At 32.8% G+C, this 22567-nt stretch carries 18 protein-coding genes and 1 tRNA gene; 3 read left to right on the top strand and 16 right to left on the bottom strand.

Going from position 1 to position 22567, the window contains the following annotated elements:
- The first annotated feature begins 148 nt into the window (after positions 1-148).
- The 3 genes from IEV15_RS00570 (at position 149) to rpe (ending at position 4412) form a co-directional block, all read left to right on the top strand.
- Complete coding sequence (locus tag IEV15_RS00570) at positions 149-2566, top strand: outer membrane beta-barrel family protein (RefSeq protein ID WP_188360549.1); 2418 nt, start codon at positions 149-151, stop codon at positions 2564-2566.
- 81 nt (positions 2567-2647) lie between these two features.
- Entirely contained in the window at positions 2648-3511 is an 864-nt protein-coding gene (locus IEV15_RS00565; protein WP_007804760.1) for a sigma-70 family RNA polymerase sigma factor, read from the top strand.
- A gap of 241 nt (positions 3512-3752) precedes the next feature.
- Positions 3753-4412: a ribulose-phosphate 3-epimerase gene (gene rpe / locus IEV15_RS00560; RefSeq protein ID WP_188360548.1), complete on the top strand. Its 660-nt coding sequence runs from the start codon at positions 3753-3755 to the stop codon at positions 4410-4412.
- Between the two features lie 78 nt (positions 4413-4490).
- Here the strand turns inward: rpe and IEV15_RS00555 are convergent, their stop codons facing one another.
- From IEV15_RS00555 to IEV15_RS00480, 16 genes are all read right to left on the bottom strand, one after another.
- Entirely contained in the window at positions 4491-6143 is a 1653-nt protein-coding gene (locus IEV15_RS00555) for a T9SS type A sorting domain-containing protein (protein WP_188360547.1), read from the bottom strand.
- A gap of 103 nt (positions 6144-6246) precedes the next feature.
- Complete coding sequence (locus tag IEV15_RS00550) at positions 6247-6666, bottom strand: CBS domain-containing protein (RefSeq protein ID WP_188360546.1); 420 nt, start codon at positions 6664-6666, stop codon at positions 6247-6249.
- Between the two features lie 108 nt (positions 6667-6774).
- Complete coding sequence (locus tag IEV15_RS00545; protein WP_188360545.1) at positions 6775-7578, bottom strand: zinc-dependent peptidase; 804 nt, start codon at positions 7576-7578, stop codon at positions 6775-6777.
- 138 nt (positions 7579-7716) lie between these two features.
- Positions 7717-7790 (bottom strand) — tRNA-Arg (locus tag IEV15_RS00540).
- Between the two features lie 39 nt (positions 7791-7829).
- Positions 7830-8279 (bottom strand): GatB/YqeY domain-containing protein, encoded by a 450-nt coding sequence (locus tag IEV15_RS00535; protein WP_188360544.1) that lies wholly within the window; start codon positions 8277-8279, stop codon positions 7830-7832.
- 106 nt (positions 8280-8385) lie between these two features.
- Complete coding sequence (ftsZ, locus tag IEV15_RS00530; RefSeq protein ID WP_188360543.1) at positions 8386-10317, bottom strand: cell division protein FtsZ; 1932 nt, start codon at positions 10315-10317, stop codon at positions 8386-8388.
- 50 nt (positions 10318-10367) lie between these two features.
- Entirely contained in the window at positions 10368-11717 is a 1350-nt protein-coding gene (gene ftsA / locus IEV15_RS00525; protein ID WP_188360542.1) for a cell division protein FtsA, read from the bottom strand.
- 8 nt (positions 11718-11725) lie between these two features.
- Entirely contained in the window at positions 11726-12451 is a 726-nt protein-coding gene (locus tag IEV15_RS00520; protein WP_188360541.1) for a cell division protein FtsQ/DivIB, read from the bottom strand.
- Complete coding sequence (gene murC, locus IEV15_RS00515; protein ID WP_188360540.1) at positions 12435-13787, bottom strand: UDP-N-acetylmuramate--L-alanine ligase; 1353 nt, start codon at positions 13785-13787, stop codon at positions 12435-12437. The genes IEV15_RS00520 and murC overlap by 17 nt, the downstream gene beginning before the upstream one ends.
- Positions 13788-14879, bottom strand: a complete 1092-nt coding sequence (gene murG, locus IEV15_RS00510) for an undecaprenyldiphospho-muramoylpentapeptide beta-N-acetylglucosaminyltransferase (RefSeq protein WP_188360539.1) — start codon at positions 14877-14879, stop codon at positions 13788-13790. It lies immediately after the preceding gene.
- Between the two features lie 4 nt (positions 14880-14883).
- Positions 14884-16200: an FtsW/RodA/SpoVE family cell cycle protein gene (locus tag IEV15_RS00505; protein ID WP_188360538.1), complete on the bottom strand. Its 1317-nt coding sequence runs from the start codon at positions 16198-16200 to the stop codon at positions 14884-14886.
- 12 nt (positions 16201-16212) lie between these two features.
- Complete coding sequence (gene murD, locus IEV15_RS00500; protein ID WP_188360537.1) at positions 16213-17544, bottom strand: UDP-N-acetylmuramoyl-L-alanine--D-glutamate ligase; 1332 nt, start codon at positions 17542-17544, stop codon at positions 16213-16215.
- Between the two features lies 1 nt (position 17545).
- Positions 17546-18772, bottom strand: coding sequence for a phospho-N-acetylmuramoyl-pentapeptide-transferase (mraY, locus tag IEV15_RS00495; RefSeq protein WP_188360536.1), 1227 nt, complete (start codon positions 18770-18772; stop codon positions 17546-17548).
- Between the two features lie 6 nt (positions 18773-18778).
- On the bottom strand, positions 18779-20242 hold the full coding sequence (locus IEV15_RS00490) for a UDP-N-acetylmuramoyl-L-alanyl-D-glutamate--2,6-diaminopimelate ligase (protein ID WP_188360535.1): 1464 nt from the start codon (positions 20240-20242) through the stop codon (positions 18779-18781).
- Entirely contained in the window at positions 20239-22233 is a 1995-nt protein-coding gene (locus IEV15_RS00485) for a PASTA domain-containing penicillin-binding protein (RefSeq protein ID WP_188360534.1), read from the bottom strand. The genes IEV15_RS00490 and IEV15_RS00485 overlap by 4 nt, the downstream gene beginning before the upstream one ends.
- A gap of 10 nt (positions 22234-22243) precedes the next feature.
- Positions 22244-22567 carry an FtsL-like putative cell division protein gene (locus IEV15_RS00480; RefSeq protein ID WP_188360533.1) on the bottom strand — a complete coding sequence of 108 codons (324 nt, stop codon included), beginning with the start codon at positions 22565-22567 and terminating at the stop codon, positions 22244-22246.

Here is a 22567-nt window from a genome sequence, read left to right as displayed (position 1 = left end):
GTTTTTATTTTATATAATAAATATTGAGGGAATAGTTTAAAAAGGGTTGTAGAACTAATTCATATGAATTTAACGTTTTAAAACTGTAAAATTTTTAGATTTTGTTAACATTTATATTATATTTGTCTTAATGCCTTGAAATTTTAAAATGAATTTAAGAAAACCCTACCTAATTTTATTTTTGCTTTTTATAAGTTTATATAAACTACAAGCACAAGATTTCATTGTAAGCGGAAAACTTATTGATGCTAAAGGTATTTCAATTGAATCATCTGAAATTTTACTCATTCAAGATAAAAGAATTAAAGGATCCGGATTGACAGACTTAGATGGAAACTTTTCTATTTCTGTACCAAAAGGAGTGTATCAATTACGTTGTTATTATGTAGGAGTTATTATATATGCAACAGACTTTGACTTGAATGAAAATACAGATTTAGGAAATTTAATTTCTTTTGAAAATACCAACCAACTTTCAGAAGTAGAAATTGTTGCTAAAAAAAGAATCATGGAAACCAAAATTGATCGCACTGTTTTTAATGTTGAAAACAGCATTAGATCTATCGGAATGGATGGTTATGAATTGCTAAAAGGAACTCCTGGAGTATCAATTCAAGGAAATACAATATCAATGATTGGCAAAACCAATGTGAGTATAATGGTTGATGACAGAATCATCACTTTATCAGGAGAAGATTTAAATAATTATTTGAGGAGTATAAGTTCAGAAAACATAAAAAGTATAGAAGTAATCACCACTCCACCGGCAAAATATTCAGCTGACGGTAATAGTGGATTACTTAACATTAGACTTAAAAAAGCAATTGACAACTCTTGGGCAGTAACGCTTAGAAGCAGTTATTTACAGTCAACTTTTGCAACTTTTGCAACCGGAATAGGGTTTACTTATAATAAAAATAAAGTGAGTTTGTTTACTGATTTTGTAAAACAACAAGGTTCAAACGAAATCACAGAAACAGCAGACACTTATTTCACTGATGAAAACTGGATAAGTAGAACAAAAAGAGAGGATTTTGTTGATGTTTACAGAGGTATTTTTAATTTAGATTATAAACTTACTGAAAATGCTAAAGTTGGTTTTAAATACATCGGATTGTTCAACAAACCGGATATTGATGATGTTAACAACACCAAAATCTACGATTCCAATTCGAATAATTTACAAACCACCATTTTGACAAGTGGCTTCAACAACTCCACCACAAAAAATAATTCCATCAATGCATTTTATTCACAAGAGCTGGATTCAATAGGCAAACGCATGACTCTTGATGTTGATTATTTTGAATATCATGATTCACAAGATCGTATTTTTTCCTCACAAGATTATGATGCTGATAACAACATGGGGCCTTCCTACATTAAGGCTAACAATAAAAGTATTCAAGATTTAAAAAATTACAGTGCTAAAATTGATTTTGAAGTTCCTTCAAAATGGGCAAATTTTGGATTTGGCGGAAGAGTAAGTTGGGTTGATAACACTAGTGATATTAGTTTTTTTGATTTGACAAGTGGTAGTCCGATTGTTGACCCTCAACAAACCAATATTTTTGATTATACTGAAAATACACAATCAATTTATGCTAACTTTTCTAAAACATTAAATGAAAAATGGCAAACGCAAATTGGTCTTAGATACGAAAACACACAAACAATCGGAACAACAAAAGCTTTAGATCCAGATTTGAATGAAACCAATAAATTCAATTACAACCAGCTTTTTCCAACCGCTTATTTACTTTATACAGCTAATGAAAATTATTCTATATCTTTTAATTATAGCAAAAGAATTGGAAGGCCTGATTTTTATTCTTTGAATCCTTATAAATGGTATTTTAGTCCGTTTTTAATTGTAGAAGGAAATCCGTTTTTACAACCTTCGTTTACTGATAATTTTGAAATCAATCAAAGTTTCAAAGAAAATATAACTTTCAAACTCTACTATTCCAATACTAAAAACGGTAGTTTCCAAATTCCACTAATAGAATTGGATCAAAATCCACCTATCACTAGAATGTTTAGAGATAATTTTTATGACCAAGAACGTGTGGGAGCAACATTAACCTATTTGTTTAACAAATTCAGTTGGTGGGAAAGTTCCAACACTTTAAATGGTTATAACAACACAACAACTTTTGTCAAAACCATTCCATCAGATGAAATAAATGGATTTAATTATTCGGTTTATACTAATAATACTTTCACTTTAAATAAAAGTAAAAGCTTTTTTGGTGAATTAAACTTCAGTTATAATGCACCAGGATTTAATCTTTTTAACAATTTTACCTCATCACATCGATTAGATGCCGGACTTCGTTATTCATTAAGAGATAAAGGTTGGAATTTTGTATTATATGGTTCTGATTTATTAAGATCTTCTTTTGTTTATGTTAGTTCTACTATAAATAACACCCCGCAAACACGATCAATTTATTATGATGATCGCACAATTAGATTGTCAGTCAGTTATAAATTTGGCAATCGAAAACTTGGCGTAGCACTAAGAGAATCGGGTAATGAAGAAGAAAAAGAAAGAATCAGATAATTTTTTTAAACTATTTTGTAACATTTTAGGTTTATTAAACGTATAACTACTTGAAACTTTAATAACAAGGAAACAAATTAAATGAGACAACTTAAAATTACCAAGCAGGTTACCAATCGTGAAACCGCTTCCTTAGACAAATACCTACAAGAAATTGGTAAAGTTGATTTAATAACCGCAGATGAAGAAGTAGAATTAGCCCAAAGAATCAAAGCCGGTGACCAAAGAGCACTAGAAAAATTAACAAAAGCAAATTTACGTTTCGTGGTATCTGTTGCAAAACAATACCAAAATCAAGGTTTAACACTACCCGATTTAATTAATGAAGGTAATTTAGGTTTAATTAAAGCCGCTCAACGTTTTGATGAAACGAGAGGTTTTAAATTTATTTCCTATGCAGTTTGGTGGATTCGTCAATCGATTCTTCAAGCTTTAGCTGAACAATCTCGTATTGTAAGATTACCATTAAATAAAATTGGTTCTATCAATAAAATCAATAAAATGTATGCTTTATTAGAACAATCTAATGAGCGTCCCCCTTCAGCAGAAGAAATTGCAAAAGAATTAGACATGACAGTTAATGATGTTAAAGAGAGTATGAAAAACTCCGGACGTCATTTATCCATGGATGCTCCATTAGTTGAGGGTGAAGATTCTAATTTATATGACGTGTTACGTTCAGGTGAATCACCAAATCCTGATAGAGAGTTAATTCATGAATCACTTCGTACAGAAATAGAACGTTCACTTGAAACGCTTACTCCAAGAGAAGCTGACGTTGTTCGTTTGTATTTTGGCTTAGGTGATCAACACCCAATGACACTTGAAGAAATCGGAGAAACTTTTGATTTAACACGTGAACGTGTTCGTCAAATTAAAGAAAAAGCTATCAGAAGATTAAAACACACTTCAAGAAGTAAAATTCTTAAAACCTATTTAGGATAGGCTTTTTAAGTCAATTTTTATATTTAAAAAAAATAATGTAAATTGCATTCATAAAAATTTGGTATGCAAATTGCAATAAAGATAATAAGACTACAAACAGTTTAAACTGTTCGTTTTTTGATTGATGATTGAAACTCCGGCTGATTACCGGAGTTTTTTTTATCCTAGTTTCTGATATATAATTATCTTTGTAAACTAAAACCAAACACAACAAAATCTAAAAAGATTAAACAACTAAAGCATGAAAAACACCTTAATAGCTCCTTCAGTATTGGCTGCCGACTTTGCCAACTTGCAACGCGACATTGAAATGATAAACAATAGCGATGCAGACTGGTTCCATATTGATATTATGGATGGGGTTTTTGTTCCAAATATCTCATTTGGTATGCCTGTTCTGGAAGCAATTGCCAAGCATGCGAACAAAACAATAGATGTACATTTAATGATTGTTGACCCAGATCGTTACATTAAAACTTTTGCTCAATTGGGATCAACTAATTTAACGGTTCATTATGAAGCTTGCACACATTTACATCGCACATTACAAGCTATAAAAGCAGAAGGCATGAAAGCAGGTGTTGCGTTAAATCCTCACACACCGGTTAGTTTACTAGTAGATATCATTAAAGATATTGATTTAGTTTGCTTGATGAGTGTAAATCCGGGGTTTGGTGGACAGTCTTTTATTGAACAAACTTATACTAAAGTAAAGCAATTAAAAGAAATAATCATTCGCAATAATGCCTCAACTTTAATAGAAATTGATGGAGGCGTAACTAACAAAAATGCTAAACAATTGGTCGATTGCGGTGCCGATGTTTTAGTTGCGGGAAATTTTGTGTTTAAAGCAGAAAACCCAACAGAAACAATTAGTGAATTGAAAAAATTACTTTTATAAAAGCGAAAATCTAATAATTATAAAAAAAGGCTATTCAAGTAATATGAATAGCCTTTTCTAATATATCAATTAAATCAATTACTCTTTAACAAGCTTCTTAACCCCTACTCCATTATCGGTAGCTATTCTAATTAAATAAACACCTTTTGATAAGTTAGAAATATTTAAACCGTATTCATTTGCATTAACCGAATAAGAATCAATAATTCTTCCGTTCAAATCTGTTATTTGAATTGCATCAATCATATAATTATTATCACTTTCAATAGTTACAAAATCCTTAGATGGATTAGGATATATTTTCATTGAAGAAGACACTAAATCATTAACAGATAATGTCTGTTGAATATTAAAATTATCCATCAAAAATGCATGTGTCCCCACAGCATTAGCAGGAGAATTGTGTAAAAACCCAAAATAATAAGTTCCCGTAACAGTTGGAGTATAATTTACTGTTTTTAAAGCATAAGTTACATTATTAATGTTAGCTTCAGAAAGCAAAGTTGTTGTTTGATCAACAGAATTTGGCGAAGTACCTACTCGTAATTGATAACTAGCTATATTTGTTGAACCATTAACAAAATTTCTCACATAGTAAGTTATTGTTGCCTGTTGGTCAGCAACTAAATTCACCCCTCTTGAAAACATCCAATTATTAGCTACAGTTGTACCAGTAACAACAGCAGCTGCATTATTCCCTTCCTGAGCCAAAGCTGCACCAGGATTAATAAACCAGTCGTTTCCACCTGTACCACTAGCTGACCATCCAACGAATGGTAAAGAATTTACTTCAAATCCAGCAGTGTACGGTGGTGTTACCGGTTCATAAACCGTATGAAAGTCTATTGGTCCAGCCCAAATACTTGAATTTGATACAGCACAATTTGATCTAACATAATAACTATAATTTGAACTGGCTGCCAAACCACCTAATAGATAAGGACTTGTTACATTGGACAATGTAGTTCCTGATCCTTGTGTAAAGCCAATAGGTCCCCATTCAATAGTACTGTCTGGTGCAATTGTTGTCCAACTCAGAGTAGCACTTGTTGTGCTTGTTGGAGAAAAATTTAATGTTACAGGTCTGGCACAACTGACAGCAATACCTAAAACGGTTTGAGGCCTCCAGTTTGAAGCAGCAATGGTAGTAGGAGCTGCTGTTGTTGACATCGCACTTTTTAATCCTCCAGTCAATGTCGTTGTACACAACCCAGTATTAGGTGTTGATAAGGTTCCAGCAGGATTTGAATAATCAAATGCCACATAAAGCCCACTACCACTATAAGTAAAAGGGCTTCCACCCGCAAATGTAATTGTAAAAGTTTCAGATGCAGGAATAGTTACAGCTCCATTACTAACAACAGTCATACCACCAATAGCGGTAGCCCAATTTGTAGATTTGTTATTTGCTATATCAGAAGTGTTTTCGAGGTATACAATCATATTGCCCGAGGTAGCAATATTTTGAGGAACAGTATATGAAAATGTGATTGAATTAAAAGATGTACCTGTAGTCAAACCAGAAGCTGACATTTCAGCAGCAGAAATTAACCAAACTGATCTATTATACCTTTGTGCACCTTGGGGTGCTCTTCCGTTTTGAGAAGTTGAGCCATTTCCTGGCAAAGCAAAGTAAAAGTCTGTTTGTCCAAAAGATAATCCCGATAAAAGTAATAAAAAAATCAAAGTCAATTTCGACTTTGAAACACTCATTAAAGTAGTTTTTTTCATGTTTTTAAAGATTAAATGATTAATAATTTTAAATAAAGATATAAATATTATTAATTCATTTAACAAAAATGTTAAGAACTATTTGACTAAATAGGTTTCCCACCTAATATTGATCAATTAAATATTTTATTAAGTCGGTAGTTGTTACAATACCTACCAATAAATCACCCTCAACAACCGGCAAAGCATGAAACTCTTTTGAGGCCAAGATTTCTGCAACTTCTTTTATGGTTGTTTCAGGAGAAACTGTCGTTAATTTTTTTGCCATTACCTGTTCAACCGTAAACATATTGTAAACTGTAACATCTACCACATCGTCGTCGTCGTCAACTGCATCTACAAAAGATATACGTAGTAAATCGGTAAAACTTAACATACCTACAATTGTATTGTCTTTTACTACAGGAATGTGTCTGATATGGTATTTTTTAAATAAAGATTCTGCCTTTGTTAAGTCATCAGTTATATTTAGTTTAACCACATTTTTTGTCATAATAGATGACACAGGAACTTTCTGTTTCATAACTCGAAGTGTTTAATTATGAAGCAAAATTGCTTTTATAAATTTACAAAAAAAATGACTTAAGTCAGACCTAAATCGATTAAATTTTCATATATAAGTAACCTTAAATTAAAGATTTATCATTTTTCTTACTTTATTAAAAAGCTCAGGATGTTCTTCTTGGAATTGTTCAGGGGTTTCAAAGAAGTGTTCTAAAATTACAGCTATGAACTCAAAATGATTGGAGTAGGCGTAAATTCTGAAATAATTTGATTCAATCAATTTATTTAAAACCTCCGGTTTTTCAATATATTCTCTAATCTTAACATACATTTTTGCAAACTGTAACGAACTAGCATCTGTTCGTTTTAATCCATGCATATGAACCGCATGAGCAAATTCGTGAATTCCTAAATTCAAATTATCATTAGAATATTCATAACCATCTAGAAAATCTTGCCATGAAAAAACCAAAGCTTTCATTCGAGGATTAAATTCACCTTTATGCCAAGCGTCATTAATTGTTGAATAATAAATATTGGGATATAAAATTATTTTATCAAATACATCAAGCAGGTATTTTCGCATTCCGAAAGTTACTTTTACAGCTGTTCCCGCTATCATTAATTTCATTTCATCTGTCACCACTAAATCTTCTTTTGACACAAATTGATAGTGTGAAATAAATTTGGCTACTCGATGTTCAAAATAACTCTTTCTTTTTGGGTCTAATTTTTTGTAAAACTCAATTTTATTGTTGAGAATATTTCTTTCTTTATCAGATAAAACTTTAGGTGAGATGTAAAAATGAACAAAAACCGGCTTGTTAAAAAACTTTAGATGGTAGTGCTCGATTGTGTTCAATACAATAGCAGAAAACAATAACAAAATAAGAAGAATAAGAATTATCAATAAAAGGAGTACAATTACCATGAAAAGTATAGTTGGGACAATTATGTAAATATATTAAAAAATTAAATTATTAATTTATTACAATATCCTCATAAACAAAAAAAGAAACAAAAACACCAAAGTTATTGGAGTAATGTTTCTTTTATTATTTTTGAAAAGTGACCTCGGAGGGGTTCGAACCCCCAACCATCAGAGCCGAAATCTGATATTCTATCCAGTTGAACTACGAGGCCCTTTTTTTTATTTAGTGTGCGAATCTACAACAAATAAAATTATGCTAAAAGCTTTTTAACGATAGTTGAAATAGTTTTGCCGTCGGCACTTCCTCCTAATTGTTTTGAAGCAATTCCCATCAATTGACCCATTGAAGCCATTCCTGAAAATCCATTCTCTGAAATAATTTGAGCAACTGCTACTTCTACTTCTGCTTCTGTTAATTGTTTTGGTAAGAATTTTTCAATGACAGCAGATTGTAACAATTCCGGCTCAGCCAAATCTTGTCTTCCTTGTTGAACATATATTGCCGCACTGTCTTTTCTTTGCTTTACCAAACGCTGCAACAATTTTATCTCTTCTTCAGAGGATAATTCGTCTTTTGAACCCGTTTCTGTTAATGCCATTAAAATAGCTGATTTAACCGCTCGCAATGCCTCTAAAGACAAAGTATCTTTGGCTCGCATCGCGTTTTTTATTTCTTCATTAATTGTATTTTGTAAACTCATGGTTTTTTAATTTTATCGTGTTTAAAACAAGTTGCAAATGTAAAAAAAATAACCCGAAAACAACAGTGTCATTTTCGGGTTGAACAAGGTAGGTTAGTTAGTAGAATTAATCTACATTATCGTGTAAAAATGAATTATTTGAACGCAATTGAATATCATCATTACTATCTGTTCCTAAAGAAATTCTTGATGAATTGTTAGAAATTGGATTTGAAGAAATATCAACTCCGGTTCTTTTGAAAGCCGGTTCTTTTTCTAATTCTTCAATTCTGTTTGAATTGTTATGAAATTTATAATTGAAATCTTTTAATTTCTTTCTTCTTTCATCGGCACGAAATTTCAAAGTTTCTTCAATTGTCATTTCCATCGGATTAATTTCTTCGTGTGCTGTTGAAAACTTATCAGATACAGGCTCAACATTCTTCATCGTGATGTTCAACTCTTCCTGAATAGGCTCTTCAACTTTAGAAACAACTGGTTTTGAACTAAGCAAGTCATTTTCAATTTCCATATATTCTTCTAAAGAATAACGAACAACTCCTGTTTCATTTAATTCAGTCATTGGAATAACTTGAACCGGATTGTTTACCTTAATTTCATTTGTAGTTTCTTGATTGAGGTCAAAAAAGGTGTTTTTTTCTTCTTTTACATGATGAGTAGCAGTAGGTAAATCAAATGTAAAAGCGATTTGTTCTTTCTTTTGAACAATGACAAATTCAGGTTCGTTAACCATTATTTCTGAAATTTCAGAAGTAGTATTTATCAATTGATTTTCAAAGATCGGAGAAACTATTTCGTAGGTTGTTTCAATATTTCTGATTGCTTCTGTAGTTGTAATTAACTCGGAAACCGTAGTTGGAGCTACAACTTCTATTTCTTCGATCAATTCAAACACAATTTTATCTTCAACTACAGGTTTTGTAGTTGCTTCTTCTTTTTTGAAATCAGTAACAGAATCGACAACATTAGATAACAAATTAATTGAACTAGACTGACTATCTTCTAAAGAATGAATTATTTTTTTAGGTTCAACATTTACAATTCCTTTTTGTTGTTCAATGTTAAAACCCGTGGCAATAATAGTTACGGCAATTGAATCATTCAACGATTCATCTTCACCAACACCCATAATGATATTGGCATTAAAGCCAGCTTCCGCTTGAATGTGATCATTGATTTCACCAATTTCATCAATAGTAATTTCTGAAGAACCGGAAACGATAAGCAACAATACGTTTTTAGCTCCTGTAATTTTATTATCATTAAGAAGTGGTGAATCCAAAGCTGAAATAATAGCATCTTTCGCTCTGGTTTCTCCTGATGCAATAGCAGAACCCATAATTGCTGTTCCGCTGTTAGACAATACGGTCTTAGCATCTTTTAAGTCAATATTTTGAGTATAGTGATGCGTAATAACCTCTGCAATTCCTCTGGAAGCAGTAGCTAAAACTTCATCAGCTTTTGAAAACCCGGCTTTGAAACCTAAATTTCCATAAACTTCTCTCAATTTGTTGTTGTTTATAACAATTAGAGAATCTACTTGTTTTCTTAATCGTTCAATTCCGGACATGGCTTGTTCCAATCGAACTTTACCTTCAAATTGAAAAGGCATAGTTACAATTCCAACCGTTAAAATGTCTTTTTCTTTTGCCATTTGAGCAATTACGGGAGCAGCACCTGTACCTGTCCCACCACCCATTCCGGCAGTAATAAAAATCATTTTGGTATTTCTATCCAACATGGTTTCAATTTCTTCCATGCTTTCCATGGCTGACTGTTGGCCTACTTCAGGATTTGCTCCTGCCCCTAAACCCTCAGTTAAATTTACTCCCAACTGAATCTTATTAGGAACAGGGCTGTTTTGTAGAGCTTGTGAGTCGGTATTACAAACCACAAAATCTACGCCTTTAATTCCTAATTTAAACATGTGGTTGATGGCATTGCTACCGCCACCTCCAACACCTATCACTTTAATTACATTTGATTGGTTTTTTGGTAAATCAAATGAAATACTTCCAAAATCTGAGTTGCTTATCATACTACTTGGTTTTTGCTATTTTAATTTTATTAACTAATCTGAATTTCAGGCTATTCAGCGTTGTCTAAAAATTCTTTTATTTTTTCTACATACTTGTCAAAAAAGGAACGTTTGATTTTACCTTCAGTCGTTTCTTCTTTTATTTCTGATTTTGGGGCTTCAGGAATACTTTCTTCTTGTTTTTTTACTTCAACTTTTACCGGTTGTTCCATTTCACACATTGGCACGGCACTTTTTGAATTGTTTCCAATACTATTCATCACCAAACCAACAGCTGTGGCATATAACGGACTTGAAATTTCTTCATCAGAATTTCCCGCCAAATGTTCGTTTGGATAACCAATTCTTGTATCCATTCCGGTGATATATTCAACCAATTGTTTGATGTGTTTTAATTGTGCACCACCTCCGGTTAAAACAATTCCGGCAATTAATTTCTTTCTTGGATCTTCATGACCATAGGCTTTTATTTCTGTAAAAACCTGTTCAATTATTTCTACAACTCTTGCATTAATAATTTTTGAAAGGTTTTTCAAAGAAATTTCTTTTGGATCTCTACCTCTAAGTCCGGGAATTGAAACAATTTCGTTGTCTTTATTTTCTCCGGGCCAAGCTGATCCAAATTTCACTTTTAACAACTCCGCTTGTTTTTCAATAATAGAGCAACCTTCTTTGATGTCATCTGTGATGACATTTCCGCCAAATGGAATTACGGCTGTATGTCTGATAATTCCATCTTTAAAAATTGCCAAATCCGTTGTTCCACCACCAATATCAATCAAAGCCACACCTGCTTCTTTTTCTTCTTGGCTCAAAACAGCATCGGCCGAAGCTAATGGTTCTAATGTCAATCCTGACAATTCAATTCCGGAGCTTTGAATGCATCGACCAACATTTCTAATGGAAGCTGCTTGACCAACAACCACATGAAAACTACTTTCTAATCGACCACCATACATTCCGATAGGTTCTTTGATTTCAGATTGACCATCAATTTTAAATTCTTGAGGTAAAACATGAATGATTTCTTCACCCGGAAGCATTGCCAATTTATGAACCTGATTGATTAATTGTTCAATATCTTTATCGCCAATCACTTCATCGGGATTAGGTCTACTAATGTAATCACTATGCTGAATACTCCTGATGTGTTGACCTGCGATTCCAACCACAACATCTTTGATGCTATAACCTGATTTTTCTTCAGCTTCTGTTATTGCCGCTTGGATGGATTGTATGGTTTGTGTAATATTATTCACCACACCACGATGTACGCCTAAACTTTTAGATTTACCAACACCTAAAATTTCAAGTTTTCCGTATTCATTTTTCTTGCCAATCATTGCTACAATTTTTGTTGTACCAATGTCTAAACCTACTGCAATGTTTTGTTTTTCCATACTTCGTGTTATTTTGTGCAAACCACTTGTTGCGAATATTTCAAATCAATTTTTTTGTATTGATATATCGAACTATCTTGAATTGCTTTGTAAAAAAAAGCTTCGTAATTTTTAAATTTATCTTCAAAAGCTAACGATTTTCCAAAATCAATCACATAATCAAAGTTTCTATTCTTCATCATCAACTGACCTGTTGGTGAAATTTGAATTCCAATGATATTTCTTTTCAAAAATTCGGAATCATAAATATGCCGTAATAAACCAATCAGTTGAGGCAATTCGTCTTGACTATTCATGCCTGAAATTAGTGGAACTCTTGCTGTATGAATGTCAGACAACGGCATTTTTGTTCCCTCATAATCAATATAGTAAGACTCATTAGCATTAAAAACTCTTGCTATTGGTGTTTTTTGTTTTACTACTGCTTTTAAGATGCCATCAATACTAACATAGACTTGAGATTTCTCAACCATGTCATGCTGATTTATGGCAAATTCCAAACTATTCAAATCTAACGCAACTTTCCTAATAGCTGAAGCATCTTTTTTATTTTCTATTAACAATTTATTAACCGTTTCATGAGTTACAAAAAGTTGGTCTTCTCCAACAAATTCTACTATAGATTTTGTTAATTTTCGTTGTTCATTTCGCTTTGTAGAAAAGGCAAAAAGAAATACAACCAATCCTAAAACCAGCAACAAACGCAAATTGGTCCAGTTAAAATGTTTTTTCATACAATGCTTTTTTAATTGGATCTACTAATTCACCTATATCACCTGCTCCAATTGTAACATAAACTGTAGCGTCACTCATTACTAATGCTTGCAACAATTCGTCTTTTTGTACAATTTTTTTATTGGAATTAATAATTTTAGACAACAACCAAGAAGAAGTAACTCCTTCAATTGGCAATTCTCGAGCCGGATAAATATCTAATAAAATTATTTCGTCAAAAACCTCCAAACTTTTTGCAAAGCCATCAATAAAATCACGAGTTCTTGAATATAAATGCGGCTGAAAAACGGCCATCACTTTTTTGTTTGGGTAAAGTTCTCTAACGGCATTATGAACAGCTTCAATTTCTGTTGGATGATGAGCATAATCATCAATATAAATTAAATTTTCCAGTTGAATTTGATAAGAAAATCTTCTTTTAATTCCGGCAAATGATGCTAATGATTTCACAATTTTTTCTTTAGAAATTCCATAGGAATTTGCCATTGAAAAAGCCATTAATGCATTCATCAAATTGTGTTTCCCGGGTAGTTTAAATTTTACTCCAGAAATATAATCTGTTGGTGTTTTTATGTCAAAAACATAAGCACTATTTTCAATTCTTACATTTAATGCTTGAAAATCTGCTTTTTCATTAATTCCAATGGTGGTTCCCGATAAAGGAAGACTGTTGGGAATGAATAATTTTGATTTGTCTTGAATTTTATTTGCAAATTCAACAAAAGAAGCTTCAATGGAAGTGCTATCGCCATAAATATCTAAATGATCTGCATCCATTGAAGTCACACAAGCCATGTCAGGATGTAAATGTAAAAACGACCTGTCAAACTCATCGGCTTCAACTACTGTAATTGATTTACCGTTTCCAATTAAATTGGTGTTGTAATTTTCTACAATTCCTCCCAAAAAGGAAGTAGCATCTGCACCACTTTCATACATTATATGACCTAAAATACTGGAAGTTGTTGTTTTTCCGTGAGTCCCGGCAACTGCAAAACAAAAAGTATCTTTGGTAATAATTCCTAAAACTTCAGCTCTTTTTTTAATGGTAAAATCTCGTTCAATAAAATAATTCCATTGTGAATGTGTAACCGGAATTGCCGGAGTTATAACCACCAAAGTGTTTTCTACAAAATAATCACTTGGAATTAAACCAATTGAATCCTCAAAATGAATATTCATTCCAGCTACAATCAAATCGTCTGTAAGCGATGTGGCTGTTTTGTCATAACCGGAAACATTTTTTCCAATAGAATGAAAATAACGAGCAAGTGCACTCATTCCGATGCCACCGATACCAATGAAAAAAACGTTATGTATTTGATTAAGATTCATTTATGCAATTAATTTTTTTATTTCTGCAACAATTTCTTTAGTTGCATTGGGTTTGGCTAATTTTTTACAATTTGCACTTAATTCCTTTTGTAATAATTCATCAGAAAACAATGAATTCAACTGCTTTAGAAATTCCATCTCGAGACTTTTTTCTTCAATTAGCAAAGCTCCTTGCTTATCAACAATTGCTCTTGCATTTTTGGTTTGATGATCTTCGGCAACGTTTGGAGATGGAATAAAAATTATTGGTTTTCCCACCAAACACAATTCTGAAACCGATGAAGCTCCTGCTCTTGAAACAACAAAATCAGCCGCTGTATAAATCAAATCCATTCTGTCAATAAACGCTACAACAGTTACATTTTCCCTTTCGTTAAAATGTTTGTATTCTTCAAAATACAATTTTCCGCATTGCCAAAAAACTTGAACACCGAAGCCTAAAATTGCATCAATTTCTTTTGCAATTAGTTGGTTAATTCGTCGTGCTCCTAGACTTCCTCCCAAAATTAAGAGTGTCTTTTTTGAAGGATTCAGGGAAAAATATTGCATTGCTTCTTCTCTATTTCCTTCTGAAGAAATCAAATCCTGACGAACCGGGTTTCCTGTTAAAACAATTTTATCTTTTGGAAAAAAACGCTCCAAATTTTCATAGGCTACACAAATCCGATTGGCTTTTTTGCTCAACCATTTATTGGTAATTCCCGGATAGGAATTTTGCTCTTGAATTAACGTTGGTACTCCAAGAATTGAAGCGGCTTTTAATAATGGTCCGGACGCAAATCCACCGGTTCCTATAACTACATTAGGCTTGAAATCATTTACTATTCGCAGTGATTTCAATAAACTTTGCGATAATTTCAAAGGAAATAATGCATTGTCAAACGTTAATCTTCGTTGAATTCCGGAAATCCACAACCCTTTTATTTCATAACCCGCTTGCGGTACTTTTTGCATTTCCATTTTATCTTTTGCACCCACAAACAAAATTTCGCAATCGGGGAATTCTAACTTCAATTCATCAGCAATAGCAATTGCCGGATAGATATGTCCACCCGTTCCGCCGCCACTAATTATGAATTTTAGTTTCTTCATTCCATTATTTATTTAAAACAACATTCATTGGATTATCTTCGTTTGATGTATCTTTTATCGATTCATTTTCTGAAGGCAATCCACTTTCTTCTTCATCTTTAATTTGTTTATCAATTATTCGTTGAAGAGCAGCATCTCTTTTGTTTTTCTCAGCATTTTCAGCAGCAATCTCTTCGTCCTTTTTAGTAACATTCAAAATGATTCCTATGGCTAAACATGTTACCCAAATCGAACTTCCTCCACTACTAATTAAAGGTAGGGTTTGTCCTGTTGTTGGCAGTAATTCAACCGCAACTCCCATGTTTATCATGGCTTGAAAAACAATAGGAAAACCTAAACCAACCACCACTAATCGTCCAAAAAGTGTATTGGTTTTTTGAGCAGTTACTATTATTCTAAAAAGCAACAACAAATAAATTCCAATGATTGTAAAACCACCTGCCAAACCAAATTCTTCAACAATTACAGCATATATAAAATCGGATGATGACTGTGGTAAGAAATTTTTCTGGACACTTTTACCAGGGCCAAGACCATAAAGTCCTCCGGTAGCAATGGCTGTTTTGGCTCTTTCAATTTGATAAACCTCATCAGGATCTTTAACCGAATTATCAGAATACCTTGTAATTCTGTTTTCCCAAGTTTCAACACGTTCAAAAATATGTGGGACTTTATCAGGGTTAACCGCTTTTAAAACTTTGGCTACTCCGACAAATGAAATTAGCAACAACAATCCTGACGCAAATATTATTCCAAGATACTTCAAAGGGTACTTTCCAATAAAAACCAACATAGAAACCATCAGAAACATAAAAGCTGCCGTAGAAAAATTTGCCGGTAAGATTAAAATCAATGTAAGTCCCACCGGAATCCATAAATCAACGAAAGACGATTTGAATGTAATTGGTTCTTTGTGTGTTTTTGACAAATAACGAGCCACAAAAACCATTAGGATTATAAATGCAAAAGTTGAAGGCTGTAATGAAATACCGCCAATTTCAACCCATCGTCTGGCATTTCCTTTTTCTACTCCAAAAAACAAGGTGTAAGCCAATAAAATCCAAATAAATGGCAATAAGAATCGGGATATACTTCTATAATAATGATAGGGAATTCTATGAATTTGATAAATAACAAAAAATCCTAACGACACGTGAATTAAGTGTTTTACCAAGTAACCAAGTGTGTTTCCGGTTCCATGACCGGCATAAGCTAAATTACTACTCGCACTAAAAACAGGCATAAACGAAAACAGAGCCAAAAGAGCAACCAATGCCCAAATAACTTTATCTCCTTTTATGTGTTTTAAAATTGTTTTCATAATTTCTAACTGCTATAAATTTCTAACTGCTTGTTTGAATTGACGCCCTCTGTCTTCGTAATTTTCAAATAAATCAAAACTTGCACAAGCAGGTGATAACAAAACAGTATCCCCTTTTTCAGTTAAATGAAGAGCTGTTCGAACAGCATCGTTCATGCTTCCTACCTCAACCATCACATCTACCACATTTCCAAAAGCATCAATAATTTTTTTATTATCAACACCCAAACAAATAATTGCTTTCACTTTTTCACGAACCAAAGGCATCAATTCTGAATAATCATTTCCTTTGTCAACACCCCCAACTATCCAAACTGTTGGGGTGTTCATACTATCTAGGGCAAAAAAGGTAGCGTTAACATTAGTAGCTTTGCTGTCGTTTACATACAGAACATTTTGAATTTTTAGGACTTTCTCCAAGCGATGTTCAACACCTTGAAAATTAGATAGGCTTTCGCGAATGGTTTGTTTTCTGATTCGCATTAATTGAGCTACCGAAGCAGCTGCCATTGCATTTTTCATATTGTGTTTTCCCTCAAGAGCGATGGATTTTGTGTCCATTGTAAATTCTTCTTCGTTGATGTAAAGTTCCATAGTGTTTTGATTTAAAAATCCTCCTTTTTCGTGTTTGTCTAGTAGCGAAAAAGGAATCAATTGAGCATTAGTTTTGTTGTTTAGGAGCCAATTTTTTATTTCTTGGTCATCAGCATCATAGATTAAATAATCATCTGCTGTTTGATTCTTTGTTATTCTAAATTTTGAATTTATATATTTTTCATACTTGTATTCATAGCGATCCAAATGATCGGGACTTATATTTGTGATAATAGCAATATGTGGTTTATAATTGATTATTCCATCCAATTGAAAACTACTTAACTCCAATACATAAACATCATAATTTTCATCTGCCACTTGCCAAGCAAAACTTTTACCTATATTTCCGGCTAGGCCTACATTTAATCCTCCGGATTTTAGCAAATGATAAGTTAGCATTGTTGTTGTGGTCTTTCCGTTGCTACCTGTAATTCCTATGGTTATAGCATTGGTAAATTGTGATGCAAATTCAATCTCTGAAATAACCGGAATGGATAAAGCCTTTAATTTTTTTACAATTTCTACTTTATCCGGAATTCCAGGACTTTTCATCACCACATCAGCATTCAAAATTTTTGATTCTGTATGCTTTGATTCTTCCCATTTAATGCCGTTAAGCGTTAGAACTTCTTTATAATTTTCTTTAATCATTCCAAAATCAGAAAGAAACACATCATATCCTTTTTTCTTTCCGAGAATTGCGGTTCCAACTCCGCTTTCGCCTCCACCTAAAATCACCAATCGCATCTTATCTTAATTTAAGGGTTACAATTGAAAGAATAGCCAGCAAAATCCCAACAATCCAAAATCGGGTAACAATTTTACTTTCATGATATCCTTTCTTTTGAAAATGATGATGCAAGGGTGACATGAGGAAAATTCGTTTTCCTTCGCCAAATTTCTTTTTGGTGTATTTGAAATAACTTACTTGTAAAACCACAGATAAATTTTCGGCTAAAAATATTCCGCAGATTACCGGAATAAGCAATTCTTTTCTAATAGCAATGGCAATAACGGCAATGATTCCACCGATAGTTAAACTTCCCGTATCTCCCATGAATACAGCTGCGGGATAACTGTTATACCATAAAAATCCAATCAACGACCCAACAAAAGCTGATATGAAAACCGTCATTTCACCCGAATTTGGGATATACATTATATTGAGGTAATTGGAAAAAATAATATTACCAGAAACGAATGTGAAAATACCAAGCGTAAGAACTGAAATTGCAGAAGTTCCCGCAGCAAGTCCATCGATGCCATCGGTTAAATTTGCTCCGTTTGAAACCGCGGTGATAATAAATATTACTACCGGAATAAAAATCAACCAAGCATAATCTTGAAATCCATCACCTAAAAAGGAAATTACTTCAGCATAATCAAATTCATTATTTTTAAAAAAAGGAATAGTGGTTGCTGTTGATTTTTCTTCTAAAGCAATTGACGGAACGGCTGTTTCAGTTGTTTGTAAAATATTTGTTCTCTGAGTATCTTTTCTAACTGTAACTCCAGGATGAAAATATAATACTGAGCCAACAATTAGACCAAGCCCCACTTGACCAATAACTTTAAATTTTCCTTTTAATCCTTCTTTGTCTTTTTTAAATATTTTGATGTAATCATCAATAAATCCGATTGTTCCCATCCAAAGGGTGGTAACAATCAGTAAGACGATATAAATATTATCTAATTTTGTCAATAAAAGCACCGGAATCAAGGTGGCCAGAATGATGATGAGTCCACCCATTGTTGGCGTACCCGCTTTTTGAGTTTGACCTTCTAAACCTAGTTCTCTAACGGTTTCACCAACTTGTTGGTTTCTCAAAAAGTTGATAATTTTTTTACCATAAATTGTAGAAATCAAAAGCGACATTAAAACGGCCAAACCCGAACGGAACGTTATATATTGAAAAACACCTGTTCCCGGAATGTCAGCTGATTTGTCTAAATACTCAAATAGATAGTACAACATAGGTTTTTATTTATCAAGTTGATTTAAAACTTCTTTTATGGTTTCCATATCGTCAAAATGATACTTTACCCCTTTTATCTCTTGATAATTCTCATGACCTTTTCCGGCAATAAGAATTATATCATTTGTATTGGCTAATTGACAAGCTACTTTTATAGCTTGAGCTCTATCAACAATTGACAATGTCTTTTTTTGATTTTGTAATTCAACTCCTTTCTCCATTTGTTGAATAATATCTATTGGATCTTCACTTCTTGGGTTGTCTGAAGTTAAAATCACTTTATCGCTTAATGTTGTGGCAATCTTAGCCATGATAGGTCTTTTAGTCACATCTCTATCTCCGCCACATCCCACAATTGTAATAAGTTGTTCGTTTTTGGTTCGAATTTCATTAATCGTATCCAACACATTTTCTAAAGCATCTGGTGTGTGAGCATAATCAACAATGGTTGTGATTTTATTTTTAGTGATAAAAAATTGAAATCTTCCGGAAACACTTTCCAAATTTGAAATCAAACGCAGCACTTCAAAATTTTCTAATCCCAATTCAACGGCAGTTGCATAAATAGCTAAGAGATTATAGGCATTGAAAGCTCCAATTAATTTGACCCAAACCTCATTTTCATTAATTTTTAAAAGCAATCCGTTCAATTGGTTTTCAAGAATTAATGCTTTATAATCGGCATATGATTTTAGAGCATAAGTCACTTTTTTAGCTGCCGAATTTTGAATCATAAAACTTCCGTTTTTATCATCAGTATTGGTAACAACAAAAGCTGACTTTGACATTTCATCAAAGAATGATTTTTTTACATCTCTATATTCAGCAAAGGAATTGTGATAATCTAAGTGGTCATGTGATAAATTGGTAAAAACACCTCCTGCAAATTCTAATGCTTTTGTGCGTTTTTGATGAATACCGTGTGAACTTACTTCCATAAAACAATGTGAAACACCCGCTTTTATCATTTCATCCAAATAGAAATTAATGGTTAAAGAATCAGGCGTAGTATGCGTTGCTTTGTATTCAACTTCATCTACCAAAATTTTTACAGTAGAAATTAATCCAACTTTAAATCCTGCATTTTTAAACAATTGATACAACAAAGAAGCCACTGTTGTTTTTCCATTTGTTCCGGTTATTCCAACCAATTTTAAATCTTTAGATGGATTTCCATAATAATTAGATGCCATTAATGCTAAAGCAAGATTGGTGTCTTTTACTTGAATATAGGTTACTCCATTTACAATTACATCCGGAAATCTATTGCAGATAACGGCGACTGCACCATTATTTAATGCTTTATCAATAAACGTGTGACCATCTGAAAGTGACCCTTCAATAGCAATAAACACATCATTGAACTCAATTTTTCTAGAATCGAATTCGAGTTTATTGATTGACAAATCGGTTGCACCTTTTACTGCCTCAATGCTTACTTTATATAATATGTCTTTTAATTGCATCATGACAATTCAAGGATTATAGTTTTGTTTTGTTGTAAAGGTTCACCCGGATGAATGGATTGTTTTTTTACTTTTCCTTGTCCGATTATTTTTACTTTCATTTTTAAATTTTCAAACAATGCAACGGCGTCCATTCCGGCCATTCCAACCACATTGGGAATCGTTTTTGAATCTTTATTTATCAGCGTATAATATTTTTCAAAATTGGCATCTTGAATTTCATTTGATTTATCTGATTCTCTAACTTCGTTTGTAGACGGCACATCAGTAAACACTTTTTGTGCAATTCTTTTAAAAACCGGTCCGGAAACATCCGCACCATAATATCCTTTTGTTATACTTGGTTTATGAATTACAACTATACACGAATATTTAGGTTGATCCGCTGGAAAATAACCCACAAATGATGAGGCATAATACAGATTGGCTTTGGTAGCATAATTTATTTGAGCCGTGCCTGTTTTTCCTGCCATTGAAAAATCTTTAGAATATAGTTTTGAACCTGTTCCGCGTTTTACTACATTTTCCAAAACCACTTTCACTTTGTCAATTGTTTCTTTTGATGCTATTTGAGATACAATTACTTCTTTTTCAAAAGTTTTAATTGTTTTATTCCATTCTTTTACTTCTTTAACAAACAAAGGCTTAACCATTTCGCCATCGTTTGCTACAGCATTATATAAGGTCAAGGTTTGAAGTGGCGTCATGGAAACATTATAACCATAAGCCATCCAAGGTAAAGTGGTACCATACCAATTTTTTTCACCAGGTTGAGGAATAATAGGCTTTCCTTCTCCTTTTAACTGTAGACCAAGTGGCTCATGCAATTTCATACGTTTAATGTGATCGACAAATTTTTGAGGATTGGTTTTATAGTTCTCATAAACTGCTTGAACTAAAACAGTGTTGGAAGACAGTTCAAATCCTCGAGCTAACGTTATTTTTCCATAACCCCCTTTTTTTGAGTCTCTTACTCTTCTGTTGTAATAAGTAATTTCACCTCCGTTTGAATCGTAAACCGTGTTGGTATCGGCTTTTTTATCTTCAAAAAGAGCTAATAAATCCAATATTTTAAAGGTAGAACCCGGTTCGTGAGATTCTTGGATCGCATAATTTATGGTTTCAGAATAGTTTCCGTTTTTATCTCTTCCTAAATTTGAAATTGCTTTAACATGTCCGGTTTTTGTTTCCATAACAACAACACATCCATGATCGGCTTCATAATATTGTAATTGTTTCAACAAGGCATGATGAGCAATGTCTTGCATATAAACATCAATTGTAGAAATTACATCATAACCGTCTTGTGGTTCAATTTCGTTTTCATCACGAATTGGCTTCCATTGTCCTTTGGACATTTTTTGCATTAATCGTTTTCCGTCATTGCCGTTCAAATAATCTTTAAAGGCCCATTCAATACCTTTTCCGTCAGGATTACCGTTTGGAGTTATTCTTTCATAACCAATTGTTCGTTCTGCAATTAATCCGATTGGATGTTCGCGAATTGTTCTTTGTTCTGTAATAATCCCACCTTTATAAGGTCCTTTATTAAATAGTGGAAAACTCTTTATTCGAATATATTCTGTATAACTTAAACTTCGGGCTATCAAATAATACCTGTTTTTGGAAGACCTTGCTTTTAATAATTCTGATTTATAAAATTGACTTGGCTTTCCCAACATTGTTGAAAGTGAATCACAAAGGGGTTGCAGATTTTCATTAAAATCATCTTTTGTTGGAGCAAGTGCGTCAAATCTGATTTTGTAATTAGGAATTGAAGTAGCTAAAAGACTTCCGTCAGCAGAATAAATATTTCCTTTATTGGCAGGAATTACAAAGTTTTTTACCGTTCTTTCTAATGCTAATTTTCTGTAATGATCACCCTCAACTATTTGAATATTGGCAAGTTTAACCGCAATTGCAATAGCCAAAACTAACACAACGAAAGCAGTCAGATACATTCTATATAAGATATGTTTATCGTTTGCTTCCATTTTTAGTTTATCAATTTTTGGTTTCAGTTATTACTTTTATTTTCTTTGGAGGAACTGATGAGGGCACTATTCCTCTTTGTTCCATTTTGCTTGAAATGGTGCTTTCCATTTTCAATTTCATCAGTTCCGATCGTCTGTCAACAAATTCAGACCTGTATTCTTTTACTTCTTTTGCTAATTCTAAAGTTCTAAAAACTTTCTTTTCATAGCGGTGAATGTTATTTATCATCAACATGGCTAAAAAAATCAAGAAAACTATAAACTTCCAGTTCCTTGAAGCATCTTCATTTACTAAAAACCGAGCTTTTAATATGTTATAAACACTTCCCTTCAT

Origin of the sequence: Flavobacterium orientale, from assembly GCF_014638005.1 — a bacterium.
Classification (GTDB): Bacteria; Bacteroidota; Bacteroidia; order Flavobacteriales; family Flavobacteriaceae; genus Flavobacterium; species Flavobacterium orientale.
The sequence above is the reverse complement of the archived record's forward strand: the minus strand, read 5'-3'. Positions and strand labels throughout refer to the sequence as shown.